Genomic DNA, 17,310 nt, shown 5'->3' on the forward strand with positions numbered 1-17,310 from the left:
AGCGAGTTGGCTCCCAGATGGCTCCCAGCTGACGGCTGCTGAGGCCGCCTGTCCCGCCGTATCGGTTTGCGCGGAATCCTTGATGCGCGACGCTCGACCAGCGGGCTCAGATCACCGTTGAGGGTGCGTGCTTGCTCAGGTAGCTCTTGAAGGTCTTCCTGATCTCCGCCTGTAGATAGCCTGCCTGCGGAGAGTTGGGTACCACGTCCGGCTCGAAGCCTCTCTTTCGGGCATCGAGGTACCGCACGATGCTCGATGATCTGGTGTTGGCGACGAAGAGTTCGTCCTGGGTGCGGATGTCGGCGCGCAGTCCCTCGAAGTTCCGCGCGAGGCCGATGCCGAGGTTGGAGACGTAGTACTTGCACTCGACGATGAGGACGCTCTGACTGCCTCGTGGTGCGATGCCCTGTGCTCGGCTCAGGGCGGCTTCCTCGGCCGGCAGTACCAGCACGTCGCACTCGTGCAGGACGCCCGACGAGCCGGTCACGTAGACGCCGAGGTGGACTTCAAGGGCAGGAGCGCCGTCGAACTCGATCACAGCGTGGGTGAAGGGCTGGCTGTTGCTGTACAGGTGACCGGGCCCCGTCCGGAAGACAAGGCTGCTGGCCTTCGCGCCGTAGATGTCTTCGTAGGTGACAGTGGCACCGTGCCGACTCGCGGTGGCGACGATCAGGGAGAAAATGAAGCCCTCGTAGACGTCGGACGGCTTCGAAGCGGAGTCGTACGACACCGCCCCCTCCGCCAGAAGGTTCTTGATCTCGTTGACCAGGCGGTCGACCGTGCTCAACTGACAACCTCCCTCGTCACGTCGGCCAGCAGTTGGCTGACTTGGTTACGTCGTTCAGCTGGCGTCCGATCGCCCCGGAACTCGGTTCGGCTACGGCGCGATCGGGCGCTTTCGTCCGGCTCGAACACGACCGCCTCTGCGATGCTCCGGCTGCCGGCGTCGCCCTCGGGCTCGGTCCGGAGCGTCTTCAGCACCTCCAGTTCCATTTCAGGCAGTTCGACGAGGACTCGTCTCACCGCATCCAGCAGGAGCTGGACACGCTCTTCATCCGTCATGGCTCGAGTCGCGATGACCAGCGTTCCCCGCTTGCGCGATGCCTCGTACTCGACGAGGCCAAGCACGCTGCGGTCCACGACCTCGTACCGAGCCGCTGCCGCGGCCGGGCTCGTGGCAGGGGAGTCATCACCGCGGCGCTGCTGGCGTCGGCGGAGGATCTTCTCCTCAGGCACTCCCGCGGCGATGGCCGCGTCGACATCGTCGAGTACCCAACTCAGGGCGGTGTCTTGCAGTGCTTCGCGGAGCTGCTGCTCCACACGGCGCAGTTCGAACTGGTTCATGTCCCCCTCGTATCAGAAGTCTTCGTCTGGAGGCAGCCAGCCGGTCCACGGATCCTCCCCGTGCTGTGTCTGATCGAACCGCGATCAGCCGTCGAGCAGACTCCGGAGTGCCTCCAGCGACAGGCGGGCTTCCGGAACGGCAGCTCCACCGTCCAATCGGACACCCTCGCCCGTCAGGACATCCGCGGGTGCATCCGTGCGGGTCGGATCGGTCCACTGGAAGCCTGCACTGACGCGACCGGACGCGGTGAGTACCCGCCAGGCGTTGGGGCACTGACCGCAGGTGGCCAGGTGTGTACCGATGGGAACGGCGTGGCTGCCGATAACGGACGCCACGTCGCCGTAGGTCGTCCACTGCCCGGAGGGGATGGCACCCAGCAGGGTGTGGAGACTGGTCCAGTCCCTGCGGGCGCCGTTGAGTTGCTTGGCCAGGTCCGCAAGGCTGGCCCCTGCCAACGCCGCCCATTCATCGGGGTCGACCATGTTCGGGACGTCGTCGGTGTCGACGTCCCACCAGGTCGTCCCCTGGATCCCGTCAGGTGTCCGGCCGGTCACGCTCTTGAAGATGTGGTTGGCCAATCCGGTCGGCGTGTACGGCCTGCCATCGGCGTCCCAGGTCAGAGGCTTGGCGGTGTTGTTGTTCCAGGCGGCCGTAGCGCGCCTGTCGTCCTCGCCCACCCAGGCGAGGATGGCCTCGCGGATGGATTGCGGCGCGCCGTGCCTCGGCGTCAGCTGCAGTCTGGTCCCGTCCGGCAAGAGGCCGGCGGCGACGAGGACGTGAGCGGCGTTGCGGGCCCGGGAGCGCTCTTCCAGTTTCTTGGCGGCGGCCTTGGCCTCGACCCGGGCCGGGGCGAGGGTGAACTCCTCCACCTCCGGGGTCGGATAGACCTTGGTGAAGCCGACGACGAGGTGGCTCTCCACCTTCCACAGGCCCACCTGGACGAGGTCGATGTCGAGGTTCATCTCCGACAGCCACACCACGGTGTGGGTCACCTGCTTGGGGAAGTCGGCGGCGATGATCACCTGGCGGGGGCGCTGGAGCAGTTCCGGGCTCCAGTCTCCGTCCACATGGTCGAGGAGGCGCTGCCTGCACGCGTCGAGTTCGACGACCTGACCCCTTCCGGTCAGGAAGTCGCGGTGCGCCTGGGCCAAGGTGTCCAGGTCGAACCGGGACACCAGGGCGGCGTAGGTAATCGCCTGCAGATGTACGTCGCGGTCGGCTGTTCCTCGCTTCAGCTCGACCACCACGAGGCGCCCGGTGGCGTCCAGCCCAAGAATGTCCAGCCGGTCCCGTGCCGGCACCCCGTCCGTATCGGCCCACCGGTCGAACTCCGCGGTGATCACGAGTACCGACTCGCCCAGGACCTGCGGGTTGTCGATCACCCACTCCTGCAGGTGTTGCCGTTCGAGCAGCCCCTCCGCGGCTAGCCCGGTCGGTGAGATCGGTGTTGCCGACCGGCCCGCCACGGCGAAGAGATGATCCACTACTTCCCCCTCGTACGCCCGGCAGCGTCACTCCGGGCACCCAGAGCCTACGTGCAGGTCGGCCCGTTGGGCAGTCGGCTTTTCCGGATCCGAAACGTCTCCCTGGGCTCCTGGCAAGCCTCTCAAGGACGCAACCAGCTCGGGGAAAACGACAGGCTTCAGGCGGGGCACCGGTGTCATCCTGTGCTGATGGATGTATCCCTCCCTGACCAACTGGGCGCGGTCGAACGAGAGTCCTGTGCCGCTGCGCAAGCAGTGATCAGAAAACTGCATCTCACTGCGCCCCCTGAGCAGACCGGGGGACAGCAGGATGTTGCCTTTGTGCCGGTGACCCGCGCGCAGTGGAAGTCAGTGTTGAGGGACGCTGACTTGCCCAGGCTTCAGCGGGAGACTGACGAGATGGTTGCGGAGATCCTGCGCCTGCGGACCGCTTCCGGCGGGACCGTCGGGAAGCAACTTCCAGAGTTGTTGCGGCGCCTCGGCAGGTCGGTTGTCGCCTTGGGCGCCGTCGCAGATGAGGTGTCCCGGTTCAGTCCGTCCTGGACCAGCGCGGCCGAGCGGCGGCTGGCGGATGACCTGGCGCGAGCGAATCGAGGCGAGGCCCAAGGGCTGTTCGCCTGTCTGGAACAGGGGTGGGTGGAGTCCGCTTGGGCCGCAGTGCGGAGGCATGCTCTCGCGGCCCAGGCAACTGGACGGGCTCTGGAGGCTGCCGCCAGGATTGATCAGGCCAGCCTTCCCGACGAGGACCGCTATCAGCGAACGCTCGGGGTGTCGGCCGAGGAACTGAGTCCCGGCTCGGGCGTGGCGTCACGCGCCCGTTTGCTGGCTGCCTGGGCAAAGGACCCGAAGGCACTCGACCGTCGGCTCCGCCTGAGCATGAGGCATCTGATCGACGACTCGCTACCACTGACGGTGAAACTTCTTAATCACCTTGCCGTTCTCGCCCTATCCGACCGTCCCTTGGTGGCTCACCGTGCCACTCTCCTGGCGCGTGATCTGGTGACGTCCCATCTGAAGTCAGAACCGGAACTTACGTGTTCCGTGATTGCACGACACGGTGATCGTGAGCCGGAGATGCTCTCCTCCCATCGCGGACAGATCGCCTACCGCGATGCCTACAACCGCGCGGAGCACCAAGAAGAAAAAGCGCGCGCGGCCATGGACCTGCACCGGGCTGTGTTGGAAGGTGACGTCAAGCGCACGGCCACTGTGGTCTTGGAACTGTTGGGCAGGATGGTCCCGCAAGGGGCCTCGCTCGCGACCGTACGGGATCTGCTAGCAGCTGAAGTTGATCAGCCGCTGTGCAAGTTGCTGGCTTCGACGATCCGCTCTGACTGGCGCAACGCGAACGCACACGAAGACTTCCGCTGGGATCCAGTCAACAGCACGCTCCTTCTGGGCGGACAGCCAGCTGATCTGGAGCAGGTACTGGACGCGGCGATCCGCGCTCGTGCCATCTGCCATGGGTTCGAGCACGGGGTCGCCGTGTCCTACACGCAGAACGCATCACTGATCATCTGGGGCGAGGAGGACTCGAACTACGTCAGCCGAGACCTCGCCATCCTTCAAGCAGCTGGAGAAGCCAGATTCACGGTGCTGGACATCCGACGCCAAGGAACTCTTGTGCGGTTGGACGTTCCCGACGTCTCAATTGAGACTGTGAGAGAGGCATGCCGGGCGATTCTTAGGGCTGCCATGGCGGACCCCGGAGTCGAGCGCTGGGAAGTGCGTCAGTGCTCCCCTGACCGCCTGCCGTTGTGCGTGGACCGTTCGGGAACACGCGCCGGGCTCCAAGTCGCGGAATCTCTCTGGGAGATTGTCGATCCCCTTCCCTTCGCTGAGCTCCCCATGCTGGCCAATGCCATGACCAATGCAGGAGAGCCCGCCGAGACAGCCGCTTCGACGGTTCTTTTCTCGGCTGCTGCCCATGTAGTTGGAGAACGAGACCGCTTGTCGCCTGCCCTTGGACAGGGTGATCCTGCCGCCAAAGACGAGCTGATCAGCACCACGAAGCTGATCAGCGACGGGGCCAAGGCTGCAGCTCAACTGCTTGAAGGCTCAGCCCGACGCAAGCTGCTGGCCTTCGCTGAAGTTCTCGCCGGAGACTGCCACCGATTGAAGAGCGCTCCCCCCTTCGAGCTCATCAATGGGTTCGTGCCGGCGGATCGGACCCTGCGGAGGCATGCGCCTCGCCTGCCATGGATCACAGGACTCGCCGACTCTGCCGTCTGACGCTCTCTCCAGCGTCCAGGCCATTGCCCGCCGCCGCGGCGAAGATGGCCTGGCTTCTTCGACGGTCTTCGCGCCATGCGGGCACGGGGACCGGCCGAGCAGGCGGAGACGCTGGTGTGACGACCCTCTCGCAGCTGAAGGCCACCTGTGGCAGCTGACCGAGCCAGACGAACGTATGAGCGTGTCCCCGTGGTGGGCCGCGTCGTTGAACCGATGAGGGCTGTGATCTCTCGATCGTTTACGATTGGCTGCCTCAGAGTCCACCAGAGCATCGGGGTTCGGGCCCAGGGGCCTGGGGACCCGAGGACCGCGATGCCTGGGGACACGCGGCGGGTGAGCAGCAGGTTTTCCTGATGTCCACTTCGGCGGAATCCTTGCTTCCATCAGCGCGTCTGTGATCTCCTGGTGCTCGTTCATGTCTTGCGTACGAAGGGTTTTGCTGTGACGAAGGGGCACTACGGCGTACCTCTTGAGCGCAGTGACTACCTCAAGCTGGATCCGAACAAGAACAGCTGCACCCCGGAGGGTTTCCAGGACTGGCTGGAAGGCTTCGGTAAGGGCAAGAGGCTGGCCGTAGACCTCTTTTCCGGTGCCGGTGGTCTCAGCGCCGGCGTCGAGCGGGCGGGATGGACCACTGCGGCAGCCGTGGACTTCGACGAGCGTGCGGCGGAAACCCACAGGGCGAACTTCCCGGGCCTCAGCCTGAAGATGGATCTCGGTGATCCCGCCGAGCGCGACAGGCTTGAGGAGATCCTCAAGTCCGCCAAGATCGACCTCGTGGCGGGTGGACCTCCCTGCCAGCCCTTCAGCAGGGCCGGGCGTAACAAGATCCGTGACCTCGTCAAGAACCATGGCCGCGACCCGGAAGACCGCCGGAAGGAGCTGTGGAGCGCCTACCTGGACATGGTGAAGCGGATCAATCCGCGGGCGGTCCTCATGGAGAACGTCCCCGACATGGGGCTTCACGACGACTTCTTCGTCATCCGCACGATCGAGGAGGAGTTGGAGGAGCTCGGCTACGCGACGCAGGTGCGGCTCGTTGACGCGTGGAGCTACGGCGTGCCGCAGCACCGGAAGCGTCTCATCCTCCTGGCCAGGAAGGACGTCGACGACTTCACCTGGCGGAAGCCCGACTCGGAGCGCACTACCCTGCGCGACGCCATCGGTGACCTGCCCGAGCTGGAGGTCGTTCCCACAGAACGGGTCGGAGAGCGGGAGCTGAAGTACCGAAAGCCTCGCAACCTGTCCGGCTTCGCCACGAAGATGCGCGAAGAGGCGCCTCGTGGGCTGGTCTGGGACCACATGACCCGGAGAGTCCGGAGGGACGACCACCGGATCTTCGAGGTCATGGAATCCGACACCAAGTACTCGGATCTTCAGGACAAACTGACCGGGGACGAGAAGAAATACCAGCGGTACAGCGCGGAGAAGTACACGGACAAGTACAAGAAGCTGGCCTGGGGCGAACTCAGTCGTACGATCACCGCCCACATCGCCAAGGACGGCTACTGGTACATCCACCCGGAGCAGCTGCGGACTCTCACTGTGCGGGAAGCCGCACGCGTTCAGACTTTTCCGGACAGGTTCCGGTTCGCCGGCACCCGGAGTGACGCCTTCCGGCAGATCGGGAACGCCGTACCCCCGCTCCTGGGAGAGGCCGCTGCTGAGGCACTGAAGCCGGTTGGTGACGCCACGACGGAGGCTGCCGGGCTCCAGCCCCACTGGCGGGAGGTCAGGAACGGCCTCGCGGAGTGGGCGACGCAAAGGCGTGACGGCGGGGACTGGTACCAGCTTCCCGGCGAGGCGCCAGTACCGCTGCATGCCGCCGTGGTGGCCATACTCTCCGGAGCGAAGATCAAGCCGGCCGCGATGGCGGAGTTGATGGCCTCTGTCAGAAGGTCGAAGACACTCACCGCGGCACTGTTCAAGAAGCTGGTCGACGCGGCGCCCACGATGCCCGCCCGGTCCCGAGTGGACCGTCTGGCACCGCTGGTGGAAAAGCCCTACGACTGGCAGTGGGGAAAGCGGCTCGACGTACCCGCCAAGCTGGCCATGAAGCCAGCTGAGGAGTCTCTCTACCGACTGTTGATCGGAGAGGACCTCATGCTGGTCGGCACGGGCACGCTGCGGGTCGCGGCTCGTGTGAACGGTGTCGAAACGGATCACGCGAACCGCCTCAGCGAGGGCCGCGTGAACCTGGTGAAGCTTGTGGGCGCGGGCAAGGACGCACCTCTGCGTATGGGGGCGATCCGGCTCATCGGGATGGACCTGTGCAGGGAGGACCAGCCCGTGTGTTCGGAGTGCCCGCTCATCGCCCACTGCGTCAGCCGGGAGAACCTGTCCGACGACCTGCTGACTCTGGCCGTCACGCAGGGATAGCCGATCGGTGGCTCACCCCGCGCCGTTCGAATCGGTAGTCTCCACCACCCGCTGCGCGGCTCTCTCAACGTCGCGCCGAATCTCGCACTCCCAGATCCGAACCACGGTCCATCCGGCGGCCGTGGCCTGCGCTGTGTTGCGTCGGTCCCGTTGCCTGTTGGTCTCGAGCTTCTCCTGCCAGAGAGCGGCGTTGGGCCCTCGGAACTCCCTGGGGCTGTGGTCAGGACAGCCGTGCCAGAAACAACCGTCGACGAAGACAGCAACGTGATATCGAGGGAGCACGAAGTCGGCCGTGCACCGCGGAGCCACCCTCCGCTGGAGACGGAACCTGAGGCCCAACCGGTGTACAGCCTTCCTGAGGGCGATCTCGGGCTTGGTGTCTCTCACACGTCGACCTCGAAGATGTTCCCCCTCCGCAGTGGCGACCCACCGCCGATCCGGTGTCCTGCCAGCTCCGGCCATGATCGCAGCCCCAGCCTGTCGACGTCCTCCGAGAGGGAGAGTGCCACACTCTCCTCATGCTCCGGGAACCAGCCGAACTTCACGTCGATGACCAGGGCCGTGTCGAGCTGCCTCTCGGCTTGCTGGCCGAGGCCGGCATCGCACCGGGGAACGACCTTGTCGCGTTCAGCGACGGGGACGGGCGGATCGTCCTCAGACGGGCCGAGGACGCGATCCGTGACCTCATTGAGAAGGGGACGCTCTGACGTAGGTGGTGGCTTCGCGCCCAGGACGCGGAGCTGCTGGCTATGGTTCGGGGGTGAACCCCAGCCGTAGCGCCTCGTTACGGGCGTGCAGGGCCTGAACGGCCTGCGTCTCTGGAACCTCCTGCTCCAGTTCGAGGCGCCTTCCGACGAACTGCGCCAGCTGCCGCTGCCAGGGTTCGAGGTTGCGGGTTTCCTTGGCCCAGCGCTCGATCGCGTACCACTCGTCGGCAGGGATCAGAGCGGCCTCTTCACCTGCTCCCTCCTCAGCACCGGTACCGCCGGCGAGTGCCGCCTCGTCCAGCGGGTGGTCGAGCAGCTCCGCCGTCAGGGCTCGGGGGGTCGTCCAGGGCACCCTGGACACGGCGTCCCAGCACGCCGCCTTCTTGGCCCACTCGCCCACGTGGTTGCCCTCAAGCGGAGTGGTCACCGCGCGCATGACGCGGGGGCACAGGTCGTGGATCGCGGCCTCCAGCACCGGTGAGAGGTCCTGCTCTCGCCAGATCCGGTCGAGATCGATCCGGCGGTCCGTTGCCGAGGACAGACGAGCCACGGTGTACGTGGTGATCATGCTTTTGTGGCTGCCTGCTCCATGGATGGCGGCTATCCGGTCCACCGCCTTGAACAGGATGGCCATTGCGATCACCCGCTGGCAGTACTGGATGTCGACGCGGGGCGGTGCTTTGTCGACGTTGAACATGAACTCGATGAAGTTCTTCTGTGCCCCGCGGCTCACGTGGTAGGGCAGTTGGTCCCACGAGTGGACGAACTTGGCGAGATCCGCCTTGGTGAACTTCTGCTTTGTCGGGTTCAGCTTCTTGAACTGCCGTTGTCTGGCAGGGGTGCGGGCCTTCGCCAGCTCGTCCGTGTACTGGCCGCGCGCACGCTCGTAGAACCAGTGGGTCTCCTGACCACTGCCGTCCGTCGCGGGAGCCCACAGGGAGCGGGTGATCCGCTGCAGGTCCACGTGGTAGTCGTGGTTGGAGCTGAAGTCGACCTGGGTCACCCGGTTCTGCGTGTTGGAGTACTCCGAGATCTTGGGAACAATCTCCGCGAGCCGCTCGGGCGCCACCTCCGTCAGTTTCATCTGGACCCGGACGTGGGACAGGTCGGCCTTGTCGCGGCTCAGCGCGTAGTGGAGCGAGGCAGTCGTCTGGCCGCCGTTCACGATCTGAAGGCCGTGCACTCCGGAGATGTGGGTGGGCTCGCCATCCGGGCCTCTCACGAAATCCACCTGCGACGCGGTCGCGGTGATCCCGTTGTTGTAGGCCAGGAACCTGCCCGGTGCGTTCAGCAGGGTCTCCCGGATACCCCGGTTGACCGAGCCTCGGGCCTGGAGGAAAGAACGAACGTTGAGTTCGAGGAGCCGGGTGCCGTACTCGGCGTACAGCTCGGCGAGCATCTCACCGGGTATGACCGCCAGGACCACAGAGTGGTCCTCTTCCGAGCTCGGGGCGGAGACACAGGGCAGCGGAGGGCTGAAAGGCACCATGATGGGCTCGCCGAGAGAGCCCGACGTCGCATGGCGGTGCTGCCGTGCCAGGTCCCACACCTCGTGGGTCACCGGGAGGCCGTCGAAATCCGAGGCCGGCAACTCGGTAGCGGTGCCCACCCTGTTGCTGAGCAGGAAGAGCCTGATCCGCTGCACCTCGGTGAGGGCCTTCTCGACCGCGGCGCACATGTCGTACACGTCGAACGACTCGTCGATGTGCTGCTGCAGCCCCTCCCGGCAACGCTGAACGAATGCCAGAAGCCGCCTGAAGGACGTCTCGGTCTGTGACTTCGTGAGCTTGGACTCCAGTGGTTCCAGCTGGAAGTCCGTCACGAAGAGGTCCAGGGACTCGCCCGACTCTCCGATGCCGTAACCGTGCACCTCGTGGCCATGCATCTTGTGGTAGGCGGTGAAGGTGTTGGACACGACGCCGGCCTGCTCTAGGTCCTCGAAGACCCGGCGTGTGAACGCCTCCGGGGTGGTCGTCCCCTCGGCGTCAGCAGTCGCTTGCACGTCGGCGACGAGGCTCCGCGAGAACTCGGCCAGGTCGAACTCAGCCATGGGACCCCCCGATCAGTTCCTTCACCTCGTCGGCCGTGGCGCGATACGCATCCAGACCCGAGGTACTCACGTGGTACGTGCAGTCACCGACGCCCTCGGGCAGGTCCGACTCGACCAGCCTGGGAAAGCCTTCCCGTACATGCCAGAACCGAAGCTCGCGGAGGGTGTACCGGGGTTCTTCGTAGAGGTCATGGTGCCCGGGGAGGTAACCGACCTGGACGAGTCGACCGTCGAACCGGGCCCGAGTGGCGGGACTCGTGAGCTGCTGCCGTATGTCCTCCACCCTCATGTTCAGGCTCTCTCCCGATCCACCCCGTCGCTCGTCGAGATTCGCGAGTGCGAGGAGCAGCGCGGGCGTCCCGGTTCCGTCCAGCTGTCTCTCGCTGGCGATCCGTATGCTCCGGGGCCGCTTCGCGACACTGGCCTTGGTCTCGATGGCCAGTCCGGACAGCTGGAAGTCCTGGTTGGTCCCCGTGGGACCGGTCCACGCCTCGACCGCCTCGGACTGGCCCAGAGAGGCCAGGAGGACGTCTCCCAATACCAGGAGTTCGCCGTAGAGTCCACGACGAGACTCGGCGCTCAGCCCGTCCCTGCTGACAGCACGCAGGAGGTCCTGCCACCTCTCGAACCTGTCCACGGCGGCTGCCAGGGCCTCCGCGGCGGCCGGAGCGGACTTGGCGGTCTCGGCGACGTCGGTGACGAGCGGGTTGAACACCTCGCGAAGCCCGTCCGCCGTCAGGATCACCTGGAGTTCGTACTCAACCCGGGACACGGCACTCAGGTTCATCTCGATCCCGGCTGCCTTGGGGAGTCGACCCACCGTCCGCACGATCGGGTCGGCGGAGCGAGCGTCCGCCCTTAACACCAACATGCGCTGACGACCAGGGTGGGAGACGGAGAGGAAGATGTCGAGCGGGGACTCCGGGTGCAGACGGAGGCTGGACCGCCCCGGGGCGTCCTGGGGACTCTCCAGTTCACGCCACTCGTCCTCGGTGACGGTCATGCCTCGTCCTCCTCGGCGATGGTGTAGATGTCCTCCTGGAGCCAGACGGTGTTGGCGATGTACTCGGTCTTGGACTGGTAGTCGGAGTGCGGGAAGCTCACCTGGAAGCCGACGAGGGGTGTCGTCGACTCACCGGCGGCGGCCTGCGGCAGCTCGATGGGGTAGATCAGCAGGAGGCCCTGGTCGGTCCGCCGCTGCCGCCGGATGTGCGGGCCCGCCGGCGTCTTCGGAGCCGACGCCTTCTCCTTCTGCTCCGCCTCCTTCTTCGCGGCCTTTCGTGCCGCGTCCTCCTGTGGCCTGTCGAGACCGATCAGTTCGTCCGGCGGGCTGAGTACCCGGCGAATCGTGTACCTTCCCTCGGCCCTGAAGCCGTCGTTGAGCGCCTTGCGGGTCACGAGGCCGACAGGGTACCCGGCGATGTCTCGTGGCGACTTCGACGTCGTGCTACTGACCAGGCACACGGTCCAGTTGCCCAGCTCACCCACCTTGGCGCACTGCTCCACGTACTTGGCGATGAGCCTCGGCCGAACCCGCTGAGCCATGCGGTCGGTTTCATAGGAGGTGAGGAACTCGGAGACGACCTCAGGGGGCACCCCTCCCCACCGCACGTTGGCCCCTGAGACCCCGGGCACGAGTTCCGCAACGTCGTCCAGCCGACGGACAAGGGTTTCGAGGGCCTTGAAGTTGTTCTCGAGGGTCCTGTCCGCGAGCTTGAAGATCACTGTCTCCGGTCCCTCCCCCGAGTAGCTGAGAAGGATCTTCGCGCTCTGCCGCATCTTGTTGGCCGCGGTCACGGTGAGCCCCAGCGAGGAGGAACGGACCTTCAGACCGAACTCCTTCGGAGTGAGGCTGAGCGCCGCCATCTCCTCGACCTCCCTGCGGAGTTCGTCGGTCGCAGCGGTGACCTCCACGTAGGCGTCCTCAAGCGCGGGCGTGGTGTACAGACGGCACACGTCCTCGTAGCCGGGGCGGTACCCGAACCACCGGCCCATCTGGAGGAGGGTGTCGTACGTCTTCGACACGCGCAGGTAATAGCTGACGGTCAGCCCGTCCAGGGTGAGGCCACGGGAGAGCTTCTGTCCCCCGATGGCGATCACGGACAGGCCGTTCCTCCGGTTCTCGTAGTAGTCGAGCGCATCCTTGGAGGTGCCGTTCACCGTCTTGACCTGGATCTTCCTCAGGGCAGGAAGGAGCTGTTCGGAGACCTGTTCCCAGGTCAGGCGCTGCATCTCGTCAGCAGGGAACTCGTCCGTGGTGGGAACGAAGTCCCGCTCCCAGAGAGCCTGGAGTTCGGCACGGAGCTCGGGGCCCTTTCCGTACCGGTCTCGGATCATGTCAACGATGAGCCGCAGGTGGTCGTCGACCTGGTCGCGGACGAGGCTCTGCACCGCGGTGAAGCGGGTGACGTGCACCAGCATCGAGTTGTGGACCTTCGTCTGCCCTCTCGCCCGGCGGGCGGCACAGGCAAGCACGAACGAGAAGATCGCGTCACGCAGGGACTGCGGGAGCCTGTCGCCAGGAATGTCACCGGACTTGTGCCTGGTGGGGAGCCAGGTGTCCGCGTCGTCCACATGGCGCACGAGCGGCAGCGGTTGCACGTCCTCCTCATCCTCGTCGTCGACCTGGAGCCCGAAGACCCGCTCGGGACCGAGGTAGTTCGACGGCGAGGGAAGACTGCGGATGAAGCTGGCGGGGAAGAGATCCTCCCCGGCGACGTCGTGGTCCACGTCCGGGTCTATGTAGATGTTGGCGAAGGGGGTGGCCGTGTACCCGACATACGCGGCCTTGTCGAAACTCTTCATGAGCTTGCGGATCGCGGCGTTGGTCTTGGTCGGATCTGCCTCGGGGTCACGGACCGTGTTGATCGAGGCGTTGTCGGCCTCGTCGTCAATGACGAACAGAGGGAGGTCCTTCACGACCTTCTCGCCGTTCTCGTCCTCGGTGCCGTGGACGTCTATCACCCAGTTGCGCAGGTATTCGAGAATCTTGTAATGCTTCTTGACGACGAGGACGACGGGGAAACTGCCGAGGGGGAAGTTGATGGCCTTGGCGGTCGCGAGGCCGAAGTCCCCCTTCTCCGCGCTACTGGTCGGCGACGCGATGTCGAGCTTCTTGGCGAGGGGCATGGCTCCCGCACCGATAGCACGTGAACGGCCGTCCTCGTTCGATCGGTTCTGGTGCTGGGTGTCGAATCCCAGGAGCCCTTCGTCAATCCGGAGCTGTGTCTGGCTCCGGAGGTCGTTGTGGATGCCGGCGAGGACCACGATGAACCGGTATCCCGCGTCCACGGCCTTCGCGGCGAGCCCGATGTACTGACCGGTCTTGCCCGACTGCACCTGGCCGATCACGAGACCCTGGCGACGCCAGGGGCCGGAACGGCGAGGATCCTCCAGCTGGCTCAGTACCTCGTCCGAGCTCTGGTCCAGCCGCCTGACGACCCACGGCGGAAGGTTCACGACGTCTTCGAGGTATCGCCGGTAGCGCTCCCAGAAGTCCCAGGCACGGTCGTTCTTCGCCTCGGGCAGCCAGGGTTCGTGCCCCTTGGGGTCCACGAGGGCCAGCGACCGCTCCTGGAACACGGCGGTCATGGCCTCGATCTCCTTGGCCAGCTGGTCCCGGTCAAGGTCCTCCCCCTGCGCGGCCAGCATCCCGAAGATGGCGTTTACCGCGTTCTGCACCTCATCCGGCTTCGGCTGACGGTCCTGTGGCAGGAATCCGAGAACCAGGCGCGTGGCCTTGGCCATGGGTTCGTCGGGAACGGCGCTCACGTGGAACCTCCAGCGGGATGTAGACGGTATCGAGCAGAGTAGGGGCGGCCACTGACAACGGCTCAGGGCTCATCCGCTCCAGAAGCCCTGCAGTTGGTCGAAGGGAGGCATGGTTCGCAACCTCTCGCGCGCGGCGGCGGGCGATCGGCCGCCCGAGACGAGTGATTCGTAGATGCGCTCTGCTACCTCGGTTGCCGCCTCGTCAGCGGGTCCTGGACCACCGAACGGTTCCGGGTCATCGCTTGTGTCCGTCTCATGCATCACCCGGAGGGCGGCGACGGGCACCGTCTCCTCCAGAAGCCGGATCAACGCGCGTACGTCCGCAGTGCTGTTACCGCCGGGCCGCAGAGCGGCCTGGACCAGTGGATGGCTGCGGTTGATCCTGCACGTGATCCTGCCATCCGGTCGGCGCACGTTCCACGCGTACGACAGGGGATCACCGTGGGTACGTGCAGCGACCTGTCCGCGGTGCCGCAGTACGTCTGCGGCCCTCGCCCGGGCCTGACGTGCGATGCGGTGGAGGTGTGGACGTAGACCCACGGGCGGGACGACGCTGGACTTCCTCACGTCGACGCCCCATTCGACGTCCGTCTCGGCAGGGATGTCGACGGCGATGCGCGCCAGGTTGTACTTCTCCTCGCGACGCATACCTCTCTGCCCCAGCCAGTCGCCGGCCAGGATCAGGCGGTTGCGGCGGTAGACATAGAAGCCCTGCTGGTCGAGCCACCCCTGTGGCCCTGCGGCCATGCCGTACTCCTCCGGGGTGAGCCGGTGGGCGCTGGGGAGGATGAACGCCTCGACCCTCACAGAGCTGCCGCCGAGAGGCAGTTCCTCGGTTGGGAGCCGCTGGACAGAAGGGTGGTTGCCCATGAACGGATCCCACGGTTCTACCAGGGTTCCGGACACACGCAGGCTCCGGCGCCGGCTCCCGGTGAGGAACCGGGCGAAGACCATTCCGAGGTGCGACTCCGTGCGGGCCGACTCGGCGTAGAACTGCTTCTGGGTGCGCTCGTCGTCCTCGCGAACGTCACTGCCGTTGTAGCCGTTGAGCCGCCGCCAGAGCACGATCGTCCCGTGGGCCGTGCCGCTCCGAAGCCTGTCCAACACGGTAGTTGTGTCGACGTCGGCTCCGTGGAGGAGCCTCCACTCACCGGACTCCTCAACGACATCGAGGTCCCAGGTCCGTACGTGCCACACCCCATCGGTCGCTGTGGCCACGGAGAGTTGCCGCGACTGCGAGAACGAGGCGGACTTCAGCCCCACGCCGAAACGGCCCAGGTCAGTGGAGGAGCGTGACGTCGCGGGTCCGCGAGCCGCCACGGTCATTGCCGTGACAAGTTCCTGGGCGCTCATGCCCCTGCCGTCATCGACGACTGCGATCCATGAGTCCCGTCCCGCCCAGGTGAACTCGACGTCGATGTTCCGGGCGTCAGCCGCGATGCTGTTGTCGACGAGATCCGCGACGGCAGCCGGCAGCGAGTACCCCAGGGAGCTGAGCGAAGCCACCATGCCCGCGGGTTCGGGGGCCGCGATGTCGTACGTCATGGGTGGTTCCAGCCTGCTTCCCCGATATGGGCCCTCTCACTGTGCGGCTGACTCATGATCCACATGAACCGAAGGAACACCGCGAAATCAAGGAGGTGCCCCCTCCGCGTCGCCAGTTTATGCATCCGGCAAACGCCCGCCCAAGGTCGATGTTAGTAGAGGCGCGGGATCAATCATCCGGTGTTCTGTGGATCTCCAGTCTTCGCGGTGACAGAGACATGGTGACCGCCATCGCCCCGCAGCCACTACCGTCATTCGCGGTCAAACTGGCCGAGGCATTCGGCGAGCACAGATGCCAACTGCTCGGTCGCTGTGGGCGAGCTGTAGGGCCCGCTCGGGAGTGGGGCCAGCCTTCTGGTTGGACCTCGGACGCGTTGACGTTGGGCCCGGCCTGATCGGCGACCCGGACGCCACCGTTGCTGCAGGAGCTAGGCACGCCCGGATGAGATCGGCAAGTCGGCCGGGCCCGCACCTGCTCTTTCGACCGTCGATTGCCAGCAGGTGGCGTCTAGGTCAGCCGCTACGGCTTGGCGGATTGCGATTTCACCGGGCGGAGGGCGGTCTCTGCGCCCGACGACGCGGCGCCAGCGACCGGGCTGTGTTGGCTCCCGATCGTCAAGAGCCTCACACCCCACGGCCTCCGCCACCCTCATCAGACCGTGATGGAGGACCTCGGCACCGAGAAGGTCCTCATGGATGAGCGCATGGGCCACATCGACGGTATTACTGAGGTTGAACTCGTGATGTCGCGCCGCCGGCGAACCACGGGAAGGTGTCGGTGACCGGCCCGTCCCAAACCGATGACCGCAGCGCCGCCACGACCGTGCGATCAGCGCGGGATCCGGCCAGATGGGCCAGGACCATTCCGTCTGCGGGCGGTGCGGGGGCCGGGCAGCTGGGCCAGAGTCGCGACCCGCGGGCCCATGATTCTGGCACGGTCGCGTGGAGGTTAGGCAAGCAACGGAGGACCAGGTAGCACACAGAAGATGCCGGTAGGCGGGCCGCGCCCCTGGTCGTAGTCGTCCCGCCCGACTCCATCGGCGAACCACCACGCCAGCCACACCAGCGGCAGGTGGCCCGCGCACAGCGGCGGCCGCAGCCGGTTCGCACTCCATCGTTCGCGGTTGCGCCGCCGGCCGATGCGGGTTGCCCCGTCTTCCCCCACCCCATGGCCCGCAGCTTACGACCCGCGTCATGGACGTGGCGGGTCATTTCGATGCGCTTCGGGGCCGCTAAGCAGGCGCCTGGGCGGCACCCAGCTCGGCACGGGCAGTCGGCACCGCGGAGCTGATGCTTCGGGCGGAACCGGTTTACGGCGTCGCGGCGCTGCGCTGGCTTCCGGCAGGTGCGTCACGTCTGGGGGCGAGGGAGGGGCCCTGGGCGGGTTCAGGCGCGGCGACGCGCGGGGCGAAGGGGATGATAGATGGCCTCGGGTTTCGCCCGGCTCCTGGGCCGGTTGGTGGGGGCCTACGGGCAGTGTCGAGACGCGTCTCTGCACGACACGGCAACATAGGCTACCGGCGCTGGTTCCATAAGTACCGTGGAGGGTTGCAGGTCGGTTGAGAGTATCGACCGCTGCGGCAGGTAGCTTGGGCGTTCGACATTCCGCGAGGCACCTCTCCCGAGGCCGATCCCAGGTCTTGAGCCATTGCTCACCGCCGGTACCGCTTCTGCCAGCCTCACCCAGGTTTGTCGTCATCGGCGGTGGCTCTTCTCGCGTGGCAGTGCGAGGGTGCCACCCGTACTGTGTCCTGCGCTGCCTGGGCAGGACCCGCCGGGAAGATGCCTGCGGGTGCC

At 66.0% G+C, this 17,310-nt stretch carries 11 protein-coding genes and 1 pseudogene; 4 read left to right on the forward strand and 8 right to left on the reverse strand.

Annotation, left to right across the window (positions count from 1 at the left end):
- Positions 1–106: 106 nt before the first annotated feature.
- The 3 genes from SAM23877_RS19085 to SAM23877_RS19095 all read right to left on the reverse strand — a co-directional run bounded on the left by SAM23877_RS19085 (position 107) and on the right by SAM23877_RS19095 (position 2,727).
- Complete coding sequence (locus SAM23877_RS19085; protein WP_053134572.1) at positions 107–787, reverse strand: hypothetical protein; 681 nt, start codon at positions 785–787, stop codon at positions 107–109.
- Complete coding sequence (locus tag SAM23877_RS19090) at positions 784–1,344, reverse strand: hypothetical protein (RefSeq protein ID WP_053134574.1); 561 nt, start codon at positions 1,342–1,344, stop codon at positions 784–786. Before SAM23877_RS19090 ends, SAM23877_RS19085 begins: the two co-directional genes overlap by 4 nt.
- Positions 1,345–1,428: 84 nt before the next feature.
- Complete coding sequence (locus SAM23877_RS19095) at positions 1,429–2,727, reverse strand: MGMT family protein (protein WP_244902965.1); 1,299 nt, start codon at positions 2,725–2,727, stop codon at positions 1,429–1,431.
- Positions 2,728–3,018: 291 nt separating this feature from the next.
- On the opposite strand from SAM23877_RS19095, the gene SAM23877_RS19100 reads away from it, so the two are divergent.
- Both SAM23877_RS19100 and SAM23877_RS19105 read left to right on the forward strand, forming a co-directional pair.
- Positions 3,019–5,061, forward strand: coding sequence for a hypothetical protein (locus SAM23877_RS19100; RefSeq protein ID WP_159041988.1), 2,043 nt, complete (start codon positions 3,019–3,021; stop codon positions 5,059–5,061).
- Between the two features lie 441 nt (positions 5,062–5,502).
- Positions 5,503–7,440, forward strand: a complete 1,938-nt coding sequence (locus SAM23877_RS19105) for a DNA cytosine methyltransferase (protein ID WP_053134581.1) — start codon at positions 5,503–5,505, stop codon at positions 7,438–7,440.
- 12 nt (positions 7,441–7,452) lie between these two features.
- Here the strand turns inward: SAM23877_RS19105 and SAM23877_RS19110 are convergent, their stop codons facing one another.
- The gene (locus SAM23877_RS19110; RefSeq protein ID WP_053134584.1) at positions 7,453–7,902 is read right to left on the reverse strand and encodes a very short patch repair endonuclease; all 450 of its coding nucleotides are present in this window, start codon (positions 7,900–7,902) and stop codon (positions 7,453–7,455) included.
- Positions 7,903–7,958: 56 nt separating this feature from the next.
- Between SAM23877_RS19110 and SAM23877_RS19115 the strand changes: the two genes are divergently transcribed.
- On the forward strand, positions 7,959–8,147 hold the full coding sequence (locus tag SAM23877_RS19115) for a hypothetical protein (protein WP_053134587.1): 189 nt from the start codon (positions 7,959–7,961) through the stop codon (positions 8,145–8,147).
- Positions 8,148–8,187: 40 nt separating this feature from the next.
- Here SAM23877_RS19115 and SAM23877_RS19120 read toward each other — a convergent pair whose 3' ends face one another.
- The 4 genes from SAM23877_RS19120 to SAM23877_RS19135 all read right to left on the reverse strand — a co-directional run bounded on the left by SAM23877_RS19120 (position 8,188) and on the right by SAM23877_RS19135 (position 15,513).
- Positions 8,188–10,197: an AIPR family protein gene (locus SAM23877_RS19120; RefSeq protein WP_053134589.1), complete on the reverse strand. Its 2,010-nt coding sequence runs from the start codon at positions 10,195–10,197 to the stop codon at positions 8,188–8,190.
- Complete coding sequence (locus tag SAM23877_RS19125; RefSeq protein ID WP_053134591.1) at positions 10,190–11,200, reverse strand: PD-(D/E)XK motif protein; 1,011 nt, start codon at positions 11,198–11,200, stop codon at positions 10,190–10,192. Before SAM23877_RS19125 ends, SAM23877_RS19120 begins: the two co-directional genes overlap by 8 nt.
- Positions 11,197–13,968, reverse strand: a complete 2,772-nt coding sequence (locus tag SAM23877_RS19130; RefSeq protein WP_053134594.1) for a Z1 domain-containing protein — start codon at positions 13,966–13,968, stop codon at positions 11,197–11,199. The genes SAM23877_RS19125 and SAM23877_RS19130 overlap by 4 nt, the downstream gene beginning before the upstream one ends.
- Before the next feature lie 69 nt (positions 13,969–14,037).
- Positions 14,038–15,513 (reverse strand): ATP-binding protein, encoded by a 1,476-nt coding sequence (locus tag SAM23877_RS19135; protein ID WP_053134596.1) that lies wholly within the window; start codon positions 15,511–15,513, stop codon positions 14,038–14,040.
- Positions 15,514–16,072: 559 nt separating this feature from the next.
- Between SAM23877_RS19135 and SAM23877_RS42100 the strand changes: the two are divergent.
- Positions 16,073–16,235: pseudogene (locus SAM23877_RS42100) on the forward strand (LacI family transcriptional regulator); the annotation flags it as partial.
- Between the last annotated feature and the right edge of the window lie 1,075 nt (positions 16,236–17,310).

Source organism: Streptomyces ambofaciens ATCC 23877, from assembly GCF_001267885.1.
Classification (GTDB): Bacteria; Actinomycetota; Actinomycetes; order Streptomycetales; family Streptomycetaceae; genus Streptomyces; species Streptomyces ambofaciens.

What these genes read in the sequence shown, in the direction of transcription:
- SAM23877_RS19135 (WP_053134596.1), bottom strand. Translation starts at nt 15,513, where the DNA reads ATGACGTACGACATCGCGGCCCCCGAACCCGCGGGCATGGTGGCTTCG.
- SAM23877_RS19100 (WP_159041988.1), top strand. Translation starts at nt 3,019, where the DNA reads ATGGATGTATCCCTCCCTGACCAACTGGGCGCGGTCGAACGAGAGTCC.
- SAM23877_RS19120 (WP_053134589.1), bottom strand. Translation starts at nt 10,197, where the DNA reads ATGGCTGAGTTCGACCTGGCCGAGTTCTCGCGGAGCCTCGTCGCCGAC.
- SAM23877_RS19090 (WP_053134574.1), bottom strand. Translation starts at nt 1,344, where the DNA reads ATGAACCAGTTCGAACTGCGCCGTGTGGAGCAGCAGCTCCGCGAAGCA.
- SAM23877_RS19115 (WP_053134587.1), top strand. Translation starts at nt 7,959, where the DNA reads ATGCTCCGGGAACCAGCCGAACTTCACGTCGATGACCAGGGCCGTGTC.
- SAM23877_RS19110 (WP_053134584.1), bottom strand. Translation starts at nt 7,902, where the DNA reads ATGGCCGGAGCTGGCAGGACACCGGATCGGCGGTGGGTCGCCACTGCG.
- SAM23877_RS19125 (WP_053134591.1), bottom strand. Translation starts at nt 11,200, where the DNA reads ATGACCGTCACCGAGGACGAGTGGCGTGAACTGGAGAGTCCCCAGGAC.